The sequence below is a fragment of the Streptomyces sp. JW3 genome (assembly GCF_052216785.1).
Taxonomy (GTDB): domain Bacteria; phylum Actinomycetota; class Actinomycetes; order Streptomycetales; family Streptomycetaceae; genus Streptomyces.
In genome coordinates, this window is sequence record NZ_JBQOUX010000081.1 from 1 (window position 1) to 14,229 (window position 14,229).

16 protein-coding genes are annotated in these 14,229 nt (G+C 73.1%); 5 read left to right on the forward strand and 11 right to left on the reverse strand.

The window, feature by feature from the left end:
* The 7 genes from ACTT8P_RS27375 to ACTT8P_RS27405 form a co-directional block, all read right to left on the reverse strand.
* Positions 1–485 (reverse strand): ATP-binding cassette domain-containing protein (locus ACTT8P_RS27375; RefSeq protein WP_442834429.1); only part of this gene is annotated, 485 nt, incomplete at its 3' end.
* Positions 478–1,413 (reverse strand): ABC transporter permease, encoded by a 936-nt coding sequence (locus tag ACTT8P_RS27380; RefSeq protein ID WP_442834430.1) that lies wholly within the window; start codon positions 1,411–1,413, stop codon positions 478–480. The genes ACTT8P_RS27380 and ACTT8P_RS27375, both read right to left, overlap by 8 nt.
* 93 nt (positions 1,414–1,506) lie before the next feature.
* Positions 1,507–2,379 (reverse strand): glycosyltransferase family 2 protein, encoded by an 873-nt coding sequence (locus ACTT8P_RS27385; RefSeq protein ID WP_442834455.1) that lies wholly within the window; start codon positions 2,377–2,379, stop codon positions 1,507–1,509.
* 8 nt (positions 2,380–2,387) lie between these two features.
* Complete coding sequence (locus ACTT8P_RS27390; protein WP_442834431.1) at positions 2,388–3,167, reverse strand: CDP-alcohol phosphatidyltransferase family protein; 780 nt, start codon at positions 3,165–3,167, stop codon at positions 2,388–2,390.
* A complete protein-coding gene (locus ACTT8P_RS27395; protein ID WP_442834432.1) occupies positions 3,145–4,206 on the reverse strand; it encodes an iron-containing alcohol dehydrogenase family protein in 1,062 nt (353 codons plus the stop codon). The genes ACTT8P_RS27390 and ACTT8P_RS27395 overlap by 23 nt, the downstream gene beginning before the upstream one ends.
* On the reverse strand, positions 4,194–4,949 hold the full coding sequence (locus tag ACTT8P_RS27400) for a sugar phosphate nucleotidyltransferase (RefSeq protein ID WP_442834433.1): 756 nt from the start codon (positions 4,947–4,949) through the stop codon (positions 4,194–4,196). Before ACTT8P_RS27400 ends, ACTT8P_RS27395 begins: the two co-directional genes overlap by 13 nt.
* A complete protein-coding gene (locus tag ACTT8P_RS27405; RefSeq protein WP_442834434.1) occupies positions 4,946–6,766 on the reverse strand; it encodes a DUF5941 domain-containing protein in 1,821 nt (606 codons plus the stop codon). The genes ACTT8P_RS27400 and ACTT8P_RS27405 overlap by 4 nt, the downstream gene beginning before the upstream one ends.
* Before the next feature lie 458 nt (positions 6,767–7,224).
* Here ACTT8P_RS27405 and ACTT8P_RS27410 point away from each other — a divergent pair, with 458 nt between their 5' ends.
* Both ACTT8P_RS27410 and idi read left to right on the forward strand, forming a co-directional pair.
* Positions 7,225–8,175: a cation diffusion facilitator family transporter gene (locus tag ACTT8P_RS27410; protein ID WP_442834435.1), complete on the forward strand. Its 951-nt coding sequence runs from the start codon at positions 7,225–7,227 to the stop codon at positions 8,173–8,175.
* Between the two features lie 362 nt (positions 8,176–8,537).
* A complete protein-coding gene (gene idi, locus ACTT8P_RS27415; RefSeq protein WP_361161690.1) occupies positions 8,538–9,131 on the forward strand; it encodes an isopentenyl-diphosphate Delta-isomerase in 594 nt (197 codons plus the stop codon).
* A 9-nt stretch (positions 9,132–9,140) separates the two neighbouring features.
* Here the strand turns inward: idi and ACTT8P_RS27420 are convergent, their stop codons facing one another.
* Both ACTT8P_RS27420 and ACTT8P_RS27425 read right to left on the reverse strand, forming a co-directional pair.
* Positions 9,141–9,659 (reverse strand): ATP-binding protein, encoded by a 519-nt coding sequence (locus ACTT8P_RS27420; RefSeq protein ID WP_442834456.1) that lies wholly within the window; start codon positions 9,657–9,659, stop codon positions 9,141–9,143.
* A 202-nt stretch (positions 9,660–9,861) separates the two neighbouring features.
* Positions 9,862–10,434: an HdeD family acid-resistance protein gene (locus ACTT8P_RS27425; protein WP_442834436.1), complete on the reverse strand. Its 573-nt coding sequence runs from the start codon at positions 10,432–10,434 to the stop codon at positions 9,862–9,864.
* A gap of 98 nt (positions 10,435–10,532) precedes the next feature.
* On the opposite strand from ACTT8P_RS27425, the gene ACTT8P_RS27430 reads away from it, so the two are divergent.
* Positions 10,533–11,288, forward strand: a complete 756-nt coding sequence (locus tag ACTT8P_RS27430) for an enoyl-CoA hydratase/isomerase family protein (RefSeq protein ID WP_442834437.1) — start codon at positions 10,533–10,535, stop codon at positions 11,286–11,288.
* Here ACTT8P_RS27430 and ACTT8P_RS27435 read toward each other — a convergent pair.
* Positions 11,260–11,910, reverse strand: coding sequence for a DJ-1/PfpI family protein (locus tag ACTT8P_RS27435; RefSeq protein WP_442834438.1), 651 nt, complete (start codon positions 11,908–11,910; stop codon positions 11,260–11,262). The two genes, ACTT8P_RS27430 and ACTT8P_RS27435, sit on opposite strands and share 29 nt — an antisense overlap.
* A 22-nt stretch (positions 11,911–11,932) precedes the next feature.
* Positions 11,933–12,892 (reverse strand): GlxA family transcriptional regulator, encoded by a 960-nt coding sequence (locus tag ACTT8P_RS27440; protein ID WP_442834439.1) that lies wholly within the window; start codon positions 12,890–12,892, stop codon positions 11,933–11,935.
* A 113-nt stretch (positions 12,893–13,005) separates the two neighbouring features.
* On the opposite strand from ACTT8P_RS27440, the gene ACTT8P_RS27445 reads away from it, so the two are divergent.
* Positions 13,006–13,875: an SCO6745 family protein gene (locus tag ACTT8P_RS27445; protein WP_442834440.1), complete on the forward strand. Its 870-nt coding sequence runs from the start codon at positions 13,006–13,008 to the stop codon at positions 13,873–13,875.
* 142 nt (positions 13,876–14,017) lie between these two features.
* The gene (locus tag ACTT8P_RS27450) at positions 14,018–14,149 is read left to right on the forward strand and encodes an LPFR motif small protein (protein WP_252100555.1); all 132 of its coding nucleotides are present in this window, start codon (positions 14,018–14,020) and stop codon (positions 14,147–14,149) included.
* Positions 14,150–14,229 lie beyond the last annotated feature (80 nt).

Here is a 14,229-nt window from a genome sequence, read left to right on the forward strand (position 1 = left end):
GGCAGGGTGATGAAGTCGCCCTTCTCGTTGATGCCGGAGAAGTCGACGATGTCCTGGTAGCGCTCCTTGATCTGCTCCCGGGTCATGCCCATCGCGAGGCCGCCGAGGATGACGTTGCGCTCGCCGGTGAGGTCGTTCATCAGGGCGGCGTTCACCCCGAGCAGGGACGGCTGGCCGTCGGTGTAGACCCTGCCCTGCTCGGCGGGGAGCAGGCCGGCGATGGCGCGCAGCAGGGTGGACTTGCCGGAGCCGTTGGAACCGATCAGGCCGATCGCCTCGCCCCGGTAGGCGACGAAGGACACGCCCCGTACCGCGTGCACCTTGCGCACCCCGCGCGCCGTGTCGTCGGAGCCGCGCTTGAGTATGCGGCTCAGGGCGGCGGTGGCGCTGCCCTTGCCGCCGCGGGCGCCGTTGACGCGGTAGACGATGTGCAGGTCGTCGGCGATGACGGTGGGCACCCGCTCGCCCTGGGTCGCCTCAGCCACGGCCGTACCTCTCCTCGGCCTTCCAGAAGTAGACGAAGCCGACCACTCCGGCCAGTACCGCCCAGCCCAGGGCGAAGGCCCACACGTGCGGCGGCAGGTAGGAGGAGCCGTAGCCGTCGATCAGCGCGAAGCGGATCAGGTCCATGTAGATGGCGGCCGGGTTCCACTGGAGGACGTCGGTGAGCCAGCCCGGCACGTCCTTGTTCGCGAGCATCGCCGGGATGGAGAACATCACGCCGGACGCGTACATCCAGGTGCGCATCACGAACGGCATCAGCTGGGCCAGGTCGGGGGTCCGGCTGCCGGCGCGGGCGAAGATCAGCGCGAGGCCGGTGTTGAAGACGAACTGGAGCAGCAGCGCGGGCGGCACCAGCAGCCAGGCGGGGCTCGGGTAGCTGCCGAACCCGATCATGATGATGACCAGCACGATCATCGAGTACAGCAGTTGCTGGAGCTGCTGGAGCGCGAAGGAGACGGGCAGTGAGGCGCGGGGGAAGTGCAGCGCCCGGACCAGGCCCAGGTTGCCGGAGATGGCGCGGACGCCGGCCAGCACCGAGGACTGGGTGAAGGTGAACACGAACACGCCGGTGACCAGGAACGGCACATAGATGTCGTGCGGGATGCCGCGGCGGGCGCCGAGCAGCAGACCGAAGATGAAGAAGTAGACGGCCGCGTTCAGCAGCGGGGTGGCCACCTGCCAGAGCTGGCCCAGTTTGGCCTGGCTGTACTGGGCGGTCAGCTTGGCGCGGGAGAAGGCGAGGATGAAGTGCCGCCGGTCCCAGAGCTGGCGGACGTACTCGACGAGGGAGGGCCGGGCGCCGCTCACGGTGAGGCCGTACTTCTCGGCGAGCCGTGCCGCCGTCAGGCCCTCGTCGGGTGACACGGGCTTGGTCATGGCGACCGTGCCGTCGTGCGTTGTCTCACTCACTAGTGGAAACTTTCGTCTTCGGGATGCGCGGCCGGTACCGGCCTGGCGCACCCTGCGGCTCGGGGCCGCCGGGCGCGCCGGGGTACGAGCTTCTCAGATGACGGGGGGCCGGCCCAGCCGGGTCAGCCGCCACACCGTACGCCACTTCATGGGCCGGCGGGGACCGCACGGGGTGCTCCAGCCCTCCCGGAAGCCACCGAACCACGCCCTCAGCGCGGGGCGCGAGGGGCGGCGGGCGAGCGTGAGCAGCAGCCAGACGCCGAGGTAGACCGGGACCAGGAGGGCGGGCAGGTTGCGGCGGGCCAGCCAGACCCGGTTGCGGGCGACCATCCGGTGGTAGACCGCGTGCCGCGAGGGGGCGGTCGTGGGGTGGTACAGCACCATGTCGGACCGGTAGTCGATCATCCAGCCCGCGTCGAGGGCCCGCCAGGCCAGGTCGGTCTCCTCGTGCGCGTAGAAGAACTCGTCCGGCAGACCGCCGACCTGCTGGAGGACGGCGGTGCGGACGGCGTTGGCGCCGCCGAGGAAGGTGGTGACCCGGGAGGAGCGCATCGGGTCGGCGGCGCGCAGCCGGGGCACGTGCCGGCGCTGGGTCTCGCCGGTCTCCGGGTCGGCGATGCGGAAGCTGACGATGCCGAGCTCCGGGTCGGCGGCGAACGCCTCGCGGCACAGCTCGGCGGTGTCGGTACGGGCCAGCAGGCCGTCGTCGTCCAGGAACAGCAGCACGTCGACGTCCCGGCCGCCGGGGCCGAACGCGTCGATGCCGACGTTGCGGCCGCCGGGGATGCCGAGGTTCTCGGGCAGCTCGACGGTGCGCACGCCCGCGGGGACGTCGGGCACGGGCGAGCCGTTGCCGACGACCACGACCTGGACCGGGTCGCCGTCCTGCTTGGCGACCGAGTCGATCAGGGCGCGCAGTTCCTCGGGGCGGTTGCCCATGGTGATGATGACGGCGCCGACCTTCATGGGGCGGCTCACTTCAGCCTGCTGGAGGCCAGCACGGACACCAGGTGCAGCAGGGTCTGGAGCAGCGCGATGCCGGCCAGCACGGCGGTGCCGAGGCGGGTGAAGAACAGGTCGCCGCGGACGTGGTCCACGATGGCCAGGAGCAGGATCAGCAGCGACGCCTCGATGCCGAGGATGAGGCGGTGGAACCGGAGCAGGGCGGCGGCCCGGCGGGCCAGCGCCATGCCGGAGGAGCGCATCTCGGCGGCGGCCTCCTTGACCGGCGGCATGCCGTTCTGGTGCCGGGCGACGCCGACCAGGTCGGTCTCGGCCTTGATCAGGATGGCGCCGAGCGCGGCCAGCGTGCCGAGGAAGGCCCACAGCCAGTCGATCCGGCCGCTGCCCCACAGGTCGGCGGCGCGCAGGCCGAGGCCGACTAGGACGGCGGCGTCGGTGAGGTAGGCGCCGACCCGGTCCAGGTAGACGCCGCCGAGCGAGTACTGCTTCTTCCAGCGGGCGACCTCGCCGTCGACGCAGTCCAGCAGCAGATAGAGCTGGACCGCGACGACGCCGAGCACGGCGCCCCAGATGCCCGGCACCAGCAGGGCCGGGGCGGCGAGGACGCCGCAGACGGTCATCAGGTACGTGAGCTGGTTGGGTGTGACCCTGGTGTTCACCAGGTAGCGGTCGACCCGCAGGGACACCTCACGCATGTAGAGGCGTCCCATCCAGTGCTCACCGCTGCGCCGGTCCTTGACCCCCGCGGGGTGGACGACCGGACGTAGTTCAGCTACCGATGGCCTTGACATAGTCGGTGTAGACGTCCTTGATCTGGTCGGTTTTCAGGTCGAGGTGTTCGAGGATGGTGTACCGCCCGGGCCGGGTCTCGGGAGCGAACTCCACGGCGCGGACGAACTCCTCGGGGGTGAAGCCGATCTCCTGGGGCAGCACCGGCAGTCCGTGCCGGCGCAGCACCTCGGCCATGTACGCCGACTCCTCGTGCGCCCCGCGCAGATACATCGCGAAGGCCGCGCCCAGGCCGCACTGCTCGCCGTGGGCGGCGGCGCGCTTGGGGAAGAGCAGGTCGAAGGCGTGGTTGATCTCGTGGCAGGCACCGGAGGACGGCCGCGAGTCGCCGGAGACGGACATGGCGATGCCGCTGAGCACGAGTGCCTCGCTCAGCACCTGGAGGAAGTCGTTGTCACCGATGCCGCCGGGGTGGCGCAGTACGGCCTCGCCGGCCTGGCGGGCCATCGCGGCGGCCAGTCCGTCGATCCGCTCGCCCTTGACCCGGTTGGCCAGCTCCCAGTCGGCGATCGCCGAGATGTTGGAGACGGCGTCGCCGATGCCGGCCCGTACGTAGCGCACCGGGGCCTCGCGGATGACGTCGAGGTCGATGACGACGGCGATCGGGTTCGGAACGCCGTACGAGCCGCGGCCCGCGTCGTTGTCGAGGGTGGCGACCGGCGAGCACAGGCCGTCGTGCGCGAGGTTGGTCGGCACCGCGACCAGCGGCAGGCCGACCCGCGCCGCGGCGAACTTGGCGCAGTCGATGATCTTGCCGCCGCCGAGTCCGACGACGGCGTCGTAGTGGCCGGCCTTTATGTCGCCGGCCAGCCGGACCGCGTCGTCCAGGGTGCCGCCGCCGACCTCGTACCAGGTGGCGCCGGGCAGACTCGGCGCGACGCGCTCGCGCAGCCGGGCGCCGGAGCCGCCGCTGACGGCGACGGCGAGCCGGCCGGAGTGCGAGATGCGTTCGTCGTCGAGGACGCAGCCGAGGTCGTCGAGGGCACCCGGGCGGATGTCCACGACCAGCGGCGAGGGGATCAGCCGGGTCAGTACTGGCATGCGATCTCCCGTCCCCGGGCGAGATCGTCGTGGTTGTCGATCTCCACCCACCTGATGTCGCCGATCGGCGCCACGTCGATCCGGAAGCCGCGGTTCACCAGCTCCTGGTAGCCGTGCTCGTAGAACTGCTGGGGGTCGGTCTCCCAGACCGTCTTCAGCGCGTCGGCCAGCTCGGGTGCGGCGTCGCCCTCGATGAGGGTGACGCCGATGTACTCGCCGGTGGCCTCGGCCGGGTCCATCAGCTTGGTGATCTTCGTCATGCCGCCCTTGGCGGGGTCGACGACGACCTTCATCTCCTCGTCGGCCAGCGACTTCACGGTGTCCAGGGCGAGGATGATCTTCTTGCCGTCACCGCGGGCGGCGAGCAGCGTCCGCTCCACGGAGACCGGGTGCACGGTGTCGCCGTTGGCGAGGATCACGCCGTCCTTGAGGGCGTCCCGGCCGCACCACAGGGAGTAGGCGTTGTTCCACTCCTCGGCCTTGTCGTTGTCGATGAGGGTGAGCTTGAGGCCGTACTTCGCCTCCAGCGCCGCCTTGCGCGCGTAGACGGCCTCCTTGCGGTAGCCGACGATGACCGCGACCTCGGTCAGGCCGATCTCGGCGAAGTTGCCGAGGGTGAGGTCGAGAACCGTTGGTTCGCCTTCTATGCCCGCGGGCCCCACCGGCACCAGCGCCTTCGGCAGGCTGTCGGTGTAGGGGCGCAGACGCCGTCCGGCGCCGGCCGCGAGCACGAGGCCGATCATGCGGTTTCTCCTTCATCGTGTACGGCGGGTGAGCCGGCCCGGTGGGCGGACACCCAGTAGCGGATGCTCTCGAAGAGCACCAGCAGGGCCACGGCCACGGCGACGACCGTGAGCGCGACGGTGAACTGTGCGGCGGTGAGCAGCGCGGCCAGCAGGGCGACCAGCAGCGTCCGCCCCTCGTGTCCCCCGACGGCCCGGCGCAGCCAGTTCGGCGGCGCGCCCGCGCCGCCGCGGATGCGGTAGACCGTGTCGTAGTGATGGTAGGCGACCGCCGCCACCAGCCCGAAAGCCGCCGGAAGGGCGCCGTTCACGTCCGCTTTCGCCGCCAGCAGCAGGACGGTGCCGTACTCGGCGGCGCGGAAGAACGGCGGGACCAGCCAGTCGAGGGCGCCCTTGAGCGGGCGGGCGACGGCGGCGGCCGAGGTCACGGCGTACCCGGCGGCGGCGACCAGGGTCCAGGGACCGCCGAAGCCGGTCAGCGCGGCCGTGGCGGTGACGGCGGCGCCGCCGATCAGGGCCACCACGGGGGCGGTGCCGCCGGGCAGGCCGCGGGTCACCCGGGTCAGCGCCTCCGCGACCGGCCCGCTGTCGGCGAGGTCGGCCAGCGCGGTCGCGGCCCGGTCGGTGCGGCGGGCCCGGCGGGTCAGCGAGCGCAGGACCCGGCCGGCCGTGGTGTACGTGGCGGCGAAGGCGCAGCCGACCAGCAGCACGATCAGGGTGATACGGGGCGTCGTGACGGCGGTGAGGACCGCGATCATCGCCCAGCGCTCGCCGATCGGCAGCACGATCATGCGGCGCACCCACACCGTCCAGCCGACGCTGTCGAGCTTGCCGGAGAGCGCGGCGGTGGGGCTGGTGTTGGCGGTGGCGTCAGTGCCTACGACGTGCGCCTCGTTGAAGGAGAAGTCCACGACGTGCCGGCAGGTCTGGAGGACCATCGCGCCGAGGGCGAGCGCCCATACGTCATCGCCGCCACGGGCCGCGCCGAGCGCGAGGCCGGCGTAGTAGGCGTACTCCTTGGCGCGGTCGAAGGTGGCGTCGAGCCAGGCGCCGAGGGTGGAGTACTGGAGGGAGTAGCGGGCGAGCTGGCCGTCGGTGCAGTCCAGTACGAAGGAGAAGAGCAGCAGCAGGCCGGCGGCGACGTAGCCGCCGCGGGTGCCGGTGGCCGCGCAGGCCGCCGCTATCAGGGCGGTGAGCAGGGAGGCGGTGGTGACCTGGTTGGGGGTCAGGCCGCGACGCGCGCACCAGCGGGCGAGGTAGCGGGAGTAGGGGCTGATGCAGAAGGTGGTGAAGAAGCCGTCGCGGGCCTTCACCGCCGACTTCAGCCGGATCGCCTCGTCGTCGACGGCGGCGACCGCCTGCCGGGCCTCGTTGCGGGCCTGCGGGTCGGCGGGGACGGCGGCGACCAGGCTGCCCAGCTCGGGCCGGTGCACCTCGGTGCCGTCCGCGTCGAGGGCGGTGACGATGCGGTCGGCGAGGCTGTCGACCAGGGTGGCCGCCGCGCCCGCGCCGCTCGCGGACATCTGGCGGGCCATCGCGCGGGTCAGGGCCTGGCGGCCGTCCGGCTTGGCCGTCACGGCGCCCGGCACGGCGGCCAGCGGGAAGCGGGGGTCGGTGAGGCCGAGGCGCAGGGTGTGCAGGTGGCCGACGAAGCGGGCGTCGACCACGGCGACCCGTTCTCCGCTGGGCACCTGGGCAAGGCTGCGTTCGGCGTCGGCGGCGTCGGCCGCGAGGCGCACGTCGAAGCCGAGCTCCCGCAGATCGCCCTCGATCGACGAACCGGGAACCGGCTGACCGGTGAGGATGGCGGTCGACAACCGAACTCACTCCCTGGATGCCGACGCCGTGCGCCGGGCCTGTGCATGGTGGGGGCGCCTGTGTCCACAGCCCCCGGGCGGCATGTCGGCAGAGGTTATCGGATGACCAGAACGCCGCGTTCACCGGCCGTTTCACGGACGGTTGACGCGACGTGCCCACGCCTTTGCCGCGATCATCATCGGGGATGCGGGGCCCGGCTAACAAACCGCACCCCTGGTCGACTGGTTCGCAAGGCCGGATGAGAGGCCGGATGAAGGGTGCCTGCGGGGGTACGCGGGGGCCGGGCCGGGCCGGCGCTCGAACCCCTTCCGGCCAGCCTTCGAGCGCCCGTCGACCGCTCTGACCTGCGTAACGTTTCCGCAGGTCAGGCGCAATGACAACGGTGTTCAGTGCCGCGTTGCCGGATGCCGTCGGCCCGTAGTTCACTGTGCTCCCGGACCACAGGGAGGCGGCTTTCATGGGGGCTGGGCACGAGCACGGGCACGCACACGGGCACACCCACGGCGCACCCGCCGGCGCCACGGCGACCGCGGCGTACCGGGGCAGGCTGCGGGTGGCGCTGGCGATCACGCTGACCGTGATGGTCGTGGAGCTCGTCGGCGGGGTGCTGGCCGACTCGCTCGCGCTGGTCGCGGACGCGGCGCACATGGCGACCGACGCGGTGGGACTGGGCATGGCGCTGCTGGCGGTGCACTTCGCCGGGCGCCCGGCCAGCGACCGGCGCACCTTCGGGCTGGCCCGCGCCGAGATCCTGGCCGCGCTGGCCAACTGTCTGCTGCTGCTCGGAGTGGGCGGATACGTCCTGTACGAGGCGGTCCAGCGGTTCGTCACCCCGGCCGGCACCGAGGGCGGGCTGACCGTCGTCTTCGGTGTGATCGGCCTGGTGGCCAACTCGGTGTCGCTGTCGCTGCTGATGCGGGGGCAGGCGGAGAGCCTGAACGTGCGGGGGGCGTTCCTGGAGGTGGTGGCGGACGCGCTGGGGTCGGTCGCGGTGATCGTGTCCGCGCTGGTCATCGTGGGCACCGGCTGGCAGGCCGCCGACCCGATCGCCTCGCTGGTGATCGGCGTGATGATCGTGCCGCGGACGGTGAGGCTGCTGCGCGAGACGCTGGACGTGCTGCTGGAAGCGGCGCCGAAGGATGTCGACATCGCCCAGGTGCGGGCCCACGTACTGGCGCTGGACGGGGTGGAGGACGTGCACGACCTGCACGCGTGGACGATCACCTCCGGGCTGCCGGTGCTGTCCGCGCACGTGGTGGTCAGCTCGGAGGCGCTGAACGCGATCGGCCACGAGAAGATGCTGCACGAACTCCAGGGCTGCCTCGGCGACCACTTCGACGTGGAGCACTGCACCTTCCAGCTGGAGCCGGGCGGCCACGCGGAGCATGAGGCGCGGCTTTGCCATTGAGGTGTGCGGGGCCCGGGAGGCGGCGCCGGGCCCACGGGCCCCACGGGTCCCGAGAGTGCGTGGGCCGGGCCCCGGGAGGCGGCGCGGGCCGTGGAAAGGGGCGCGTAGCTGAAGGCGCGCGCCGGGGAACGCAGCCGTCCGCCGGTCGGTGGGCGTCCTGAGTCCCGACAGGCCCGCCCCGGACGATTCCGCGTCCGGGGCACCGGGCACGATCACCTATCGGGCCCCGTTCCGGCGCCCGGCCGGTCACGTCCGTTGCCCCCGCGCGGTGCCGCGGGACATGCGGGCGGGACGGGGAAGCGCCGGGAGCGCCGACCGGGTACGGCACACTTGGGGCGCGAGGACCGATGCGAAGGATGGGTATGCCGATCACTCCTGCCACCGCGACGCACAGTTCGTCGAACGGCACCGCGGACGCGATTCTGCTGGAACTCGTCGACGAGGACGGCGTCACGATCGGCACGGCGGAGAAGCTCGCCGCGCACCAGCCGCCCGGCCGGCTGCACCGCGCCTTCTCCGTGTTCCTGTTCGACGAGCGCGGCCGGCTGCTGCTCCAGCAGCGGGCGCTGGGCAAATACCACTCCCCCGGCGTGTGGTCCAACACCTGCTGCGGTCACCCCTACCCCGGCGAGGCGCCGTTCGCGGCGGCGGCCCGGCGCACCTTCGAGGAGCTGGGCGTCTCCCCGTCACTGCTCGCCGAGGCGGGCACGGTGCGCTACAACCACCCGGACCCGGCGTCTGGCCTGGTGGAGCAGGAGTACAACCACCTCTTCGTGGGCTTGGTGCAGGCGGCGCCGCGGCCCGACCCGGAGGAGGTCGCCGAGACCGTCTTCGTCACCCCGGCCGAGCTGGCCGAGCGGCACGCGCGGGACACCTTCTCGGCGTGGTTCATGACGGTGCTGGACGCGGCGCGGCCGGCCGTCCGGGAGCTGACGGGCCCGTCCGCCGGCTGGTGAGCCGCCGGGTCACCGCACGGCGTGTTCGAGCGGCAGGGCGACCCAGACCACCTTGCCGCCGCTCGCCGTGTGGGCGACGTCGCAGGCGCCGCCGGCCTCCCGGGTGATCTCCCGGACCAGCAGCAGGCCCCGGCCGCCGGTCCGGGCGGGGTCGGTCTCCAGGGCGGTCGGGCGGTAGGGGTGGTTGTCCTCGACGGACAGCCGGATCCAGTCGGAGCCGACCGCCACCTCCACGGCGAGCGTCGGCGAGAGCACCGCCGCGTGCCGGACCGCGTTGGTGACCAGTTCGGAGACGATCAGCAGCAGTCCGTCGGCCACGTCGTCCGAGACCGGTACGCCCTGGCGGCCCAGCAGGTCGCGCACGGCGTGCCGGGCCTGGGGGACGGACGCCTCGACGGAGGGGGCGGTGAACCGCCAGACGCCCTCGTAGGGCAGGGGGTCCGTGGCGTCCGCGGGTTTGTCCGCCGCCGGATGCGGCTGGGGTCCCGGGTCCGGGGCCGCGCCGTCCTCCCGCCCGTGGTCGTCCATCGTCGGGTCGCCACCCTTGCGCTCGATTGTCACCACACCCCTGAGTGTTGGTAACGAGTCGCTCCGCTCCGAGGTTCTGAACGCAAGTCAGCGCGTATCGAACGGTTTTGATCGTTGGCGTATGACACAGTCAGTTGTGGGACTGATCCTGTCCCGGTTGCACCGTCTCGGCGAACTATTCCGGTTGTACGGGTTTGACGTCTCAGCGTTCGGACACCATGCCGACGATCCGGCGGCCGCCGAAGCCGGTGGCGATCAGGCCGAGGCCGTCGAAGAGGAGGGCCAGCGAGAAGAACGTACCGATGACGTACTTGCTGCTGCTCGGCCACGAGGCCAGCACGAGGACGCCGAGCAGCAGGTCGAAGACGCCGAGCAGCAGCGTCCAGCCGAACTGCGGGCCGCGTACGACGACGCTGCCGACCAGCCGGAAGAGTCCGGCGGTGAGGAACAGCAGCGCGGCGAACATGGTCAGGGCGGCGGCGGCCGCGTGCGGCTTGGCGATGATCACCACCCCGGCGGCGATGTTCAGGGCGGCGACGATGACGCCGAGCCAGAGGAAGCTGCTGCCGCGGGACTGGACCGCGTGCAGCAGGCCGACGACCCCGCCGACCAGCAGCAGCCAGCCGAACAGGAGCATCGAGGTCAGGGTGGCGAATCCGGTGTAGACGAGCCCGACGAGACCGGCGATCAGCAGCAGTACGCCGAGTGCCGCGAGCAGGCCGAAGCTCCGGTTGAGCTTCGCCGCCCCGCGCGGGGAGGTGGTCGACGTGGTCATGGACGCCTCCTTCAGCCTGTTTCCCACAAGTCCCCTTTGTTGGCATTTGCCTAACACGTCCGGCGGACAGACCGGAACCGGCCGGTAACATCCGGCACATGGAGCCTCAGCTGCCGCATCGCGTCTCGGACGCGGTGGCCACCGTCGTCATCGACCGCCCCGCCAAGCGCAACGCCATGACGGCGGCGATGTGGCGGGCGCTGCCCCCGCTGCTGGACGCCCTCGCCGCCGATCCGGCGGTGCGGGCGCTGGTGCTCACCGGCGCGGGCGGCACCTTCTGCGCCGGCGCGGACATCGCCACGCTGGCCGGCGGGGCCCAGCAGGCGCAGCGGCTGGCCGTGGACGCGGAGGAGGCGCTGGCGGCCTTTCCGAAGCCGACGCTGGCGGCGGTCCGCGGGCACTGCGTGGGCGGCGGGGTGCAGCTGGCGGCCGCCTGTGATCTGCGGTTCGCCGAGGAGGGGGCGCTGTTCGGGGTGACCCCGGCCCGGCTGGGGGTGGTCTACCCGGCGTCCGCCACCCGGCGGCTGGCGGCGCTGGTGGGTCCGGCTGCGGCGAAGTACCTGCTGTTCTCGGGCGAGCTGATCGGGACCGGCCGGGCACTGCGCACGGGCCTGGTCGACGAGGTGCTGCCGGCCGGCGGGCTGGACGCGCGGGTCGCGGAGTTCACCCGGGTACTGGTGTCCCGGTCGGCGCTCACGCAGGCGGCGGCGAAGGAGTTCACGGACGGGCGGGCCGGCCGGGAGGCGTACTGGGCGGCGCAGGCGGAGGCCGGCGGGGAGACCGCGGAAGGGGTCGCGGCGTTCCTGGAGCGCCGCCCGCCGCGCTTCACCTGGAGCGCTCCCGCGTCAGGTTGAACCGGCTCCCCGCGCGCAGCTCGGCCACCAGCTGGGCGGGCGCCTTGTCCGGGGAACCGGCGTCGTAGGGCGGCTGGGGGTCGTACTCGGTCAGCAGCTGGACGGCGCGCGCGTGGTCGTCGCCGGCGATCCGGCCGAGCAGGGTCAGGCCCATGTCGAGGCCGGCGGAGACCCCGGCCGCGGTGACGTACTTGCCGTCGGTGACCACCCGCTCGGCGGCCGGTTCGGCGCCGTACCGGGACAGGGCGTCCAGGGCCAGCCAGTGCGAGGTGGCCCGGCGGCCGCGCAGCAGTCCGGCGGCGGCCAGCAGCAGCGAGCCGGTGCAGACCGAGGTGGTCCAGGTGCTGGTGGCGTCGGCGCCGCGGAGCCATTCGAGCAGGACCGGGTTGGCCATCTGGGCACTCTGGCCGGGACCGCCGGGGACCACGACGAGGTCCGGGGCGGGCACGTCGGTCAGGGTCCGGTCGGCGACGAGGGCCAGGTTGCCGGTGTCGGTGCGGACCGGTCCGGTCTGCTCGGCGACGAAGACGGTGCCGGCGTCCGGGAGGCGGCCGAGGGTCTCGTAGGGGCCGACGGCGTCGAGGGCGGTGAAGCGGTCGTAGAGGACGATGGCGATCTGCACGAAGGGTCCTTCCGGCGCTGGGTCAGCGGGTGGCGGTGGGGTGGAACCGGCGGCGGTACTCGGCCGGGGAGGTGCCCAGGGTCTTCACGAAGGCGCGGCGCATCGCCTCGGGGGTGCCGTAGCCGCAGGTGCGGGAGATCTCCTCGACGCCGGCCCGGGTGTCCTCCAGCAGCCGGCGGGCGTGTTCGACGCGGACCCGGTCGACGTAGCGGCCGGGGGTGGTGCCGGTCTCGGCGCGGAAGGCGCGGGCGAAGTGGCGGGGCGAGAGGCGGGCGCGGGCGGCGAGGGACTCCACCCCGAGGTCGGCGCCGGGGTGTTCGCTGATGAACTGCTGGACGTCGCGCAGCGGCTCGCGGCGGGCGGTCTGGGCGGCGAGCTGGGCGCTGAACTGAGCCTGGTTGCCGGGCCGGCGCAGGAAGACCACGAGGTTGCGGGCGACGCTCAGGGCGGTGTCCCGACCCAGGTCCTCCTCCACCAGGGCGAGGGCGAGGTCGATGCCGGCGGTGACGCCGGCCGAGGTGGCGACATGGCCGTCGCGGACGTAGATCGGGTCGGGGTCGACGTGCACGGCGGGGTGGTCGCGGGCGAGGCGGTCGCAGTACGCCCAGTGGGTGGTGGCGCGGCGGCCGTCCAGGAGGCCGGCCTCGGCGAGCCGGATGGCGCCGGTGCAGACGGAGACCAGCCGGCCGGCGCGCGGGCCGTGTGCGCGCAGCCAGTCGGTCAGCGGCCGGTCGGGACGGCGGGTGCCCGCGCCGCCGGGCACCAGGAGGATGTCCGGCACGGGCGCCTGGGCGAGGGGCAGGTCGGGTACGAGGGTCAGTCCGCTGGAGGTGCGGACCGGGCCGGCGCCGAGGGCGGCCGTGCGGACCCGGTAGGAGCCCGGAACCGCCTTCGCCGCGCCGGTGAACACCTCCAGGGGGCCGGTGACGTCGAGGCTCTGCACCTCGTCGAAGAGGACGACGAGGACGGTTCGCTGCGTCATGCCCCGATTCTCCGGGCGGCCGGCGGGCGTCCGCAATGACGTGCTGCCCACCTTTCCGGCCATCGGCGGCACGGGCGTTCCGTACATACCTACCGGTTGGTAACGTGCCGTGCATGACGACTGCCGCCATCGACCGGCGCCCTGCCCGCCGCTGTCACAACGTGCTCAACTCACTGCACTCGACGCACTACTTCTCGCCCGACCTGGGCCGGGAGCTGGGCGCCCTCGGGGTCACCGACCCCCGGGCCGTCAACTTCGCCGCCCGGGCCGCCGCGCTGGGGCCGGTCGGCGCCGGCGCGGTCACCGCCGCGTTCTACAACTACAAGCACGAGCTGGTCGCCCGGCACGTCCCGGCCGTCTGGTCGACGGTCACTCCGGAGCAGGCCCTCGCGGCACGCGCGCGTGCCGTCGACGCCACCCTGCGCCGGCTGCTGGGCGACCAGGTCCTGGCGTCGGCGGAGCTGGCGGAGGCCGCCGGGCTGGCGCTGCGGGCCGCCGAGGGCTGCACCCGGGCCGCCCGGCCGCTGTACTCCGCGCACGCCGACCTGCCGGTGCCAAACGCGCCGCACCTGGCGTACTGGCACGCCGCGACGCTGCTGCGCGAGCACCGCGGCGACGGGCACCTGGCCGTGCTCATGGCCGCGGGGCTGGACGGTCTGGAGGCGCTGGTGACGCACACGGCGACCGGCAAGGGGATGACTCCCAAGTGGGTGTTCGGCACCCGCGGCTGGACCCCGGAGGAGTGGGACGCCGCCATCGCCCGGCTGCGCGAGCGCGGCCTGCTCGACGCCGCCGGGGAGCTGACCGAGGCGGGCGTGGCGCTCCGCGCGGAGATCGAGCGGGAGACGGACCGCCTGGACGCCGGTCCCTACGACCACCTCGGTCCGGCGGGCGTGGCGCGCCTCACCGAACTGGGCACGGCGTTCGCCCGCACCGCGCTGGGCGCCGGCGCCTTCCCGGCGGACCTGCTCGGCAAGGGCTGACCAGAAGCTGACCGGCGACGTCGGTGCGCGTGCCGAGGGGCGGCGCGCGGTGGCCGGCCCACGCGCCCGGCATATCGGGCCGCCGACGAGGTACCCGGTGTTCACCCGGCCGGACCGGCCGGGTGGACAGAGGGAGGCTTTCGTGTTCCGTGCCATCGCAGACGTGCTGCGCCAGATCGGCGGCGCCATCGCGACCGTCGTCACGCTGCCCTTCCGGGCCCTGGCCCGGCTGTTCGGCGGGGCGTCCGGCTCGACCCGCAGCCGCCGGGCCTGAGCGCGCCGCCGCCGACCTGCCCGGAGTCCCGCCCTGATCCCCGAGTGTCGGTGCGGCCTGCCACAATTGCCGCGCAACCT

What these genes read in the sequence shown, in the direction of transcription:
- ACTT8P_RS27385 (WP_442834455.1), bottom strand. Translation starts at nt 2,379, where the DNA reads ATGAAGGTCGGCGCCGTCATCATCACCATGGGCAACCGCCCCGAGGAA.
- ACTT8P_RS27390 (WP_442834431.1), bottom strand. Translation starts at nt 3,167, where the DNA reads ATGTCAAGGCCATCGGTAGCTGAACTACGTCCGGTCGTCCACCCCGCG.
- ACTT8P_RS27395 (WP_442834432.1), bottom strand. Translation starts at nt 4,206, where the DNA reads ATGCCAGTACTGACCCGGCTGATCCCCTCGCCGCTGGTCGTGGACATC.
- ACTT8P_RS27400 (WP_442834433.1), bottom strand. Translation starts at nt 4,949, where the DNA reads ATGATCGGCCTCGTGCTCGCGGCCGGCGCCGGACGGCGTCTGCGCCCC.
- ACTT8P_RS27410 (WP_442834435.1), top strand. Translation starts at nt 7,225, where the DNA reads ATGGGGGCTGGGCACGAGCACGGGCACGCACACGGGCACACCCACGGC.
- idi (WP_361161690.1), top strand. Translation starts at nt 8,538, where the DNA reads ATGCCGATCACTCCTGCCACCGCGACGCACAGTTCGTCGAACGGCACC.
- ACTT8P_RS27420 (WP_442834456.1), bottom strand. Translation starts at nt 9,659, where the DNA reads ATGGACGACCACGGGCGGGAGGACGGCGCGGCCCCGGACCCGGGACCC.
- ACTT8P_RS27425 (WP_442834436.1), bottom strand. Translation starts at nt 10,434, where the DNA reads ATGACCACGTCGACCACCTCCCCGCGCGGGGCGGCGAAGCTCAACCGG.
- ACTT8P_RS27430 (WP_442834437.1), top strand. Translation starts at nt 10,533, where the DNA reads ATGGAGCCTCAGCTGCCGCATCGCGTCTCGGACGCGGTGGCCACCGTC.
- ACTT8P_RS27440 (WP_442834439.1), bottom strand. Translation starts at nt 12,892, where the DNA reads ATGACGCAGCGAACCGTCCTCGTCGTCCTCTTCGACGAGGTGCAGAGC.
- ACTT8P_RS27445 (WP_442834440.1), top strand. Translation starts at nt 13,006, where the DNA reads ATGACGACTGCCGCCATCGACCGGCGCCCTGCCCGCCGCTGTCACAAC.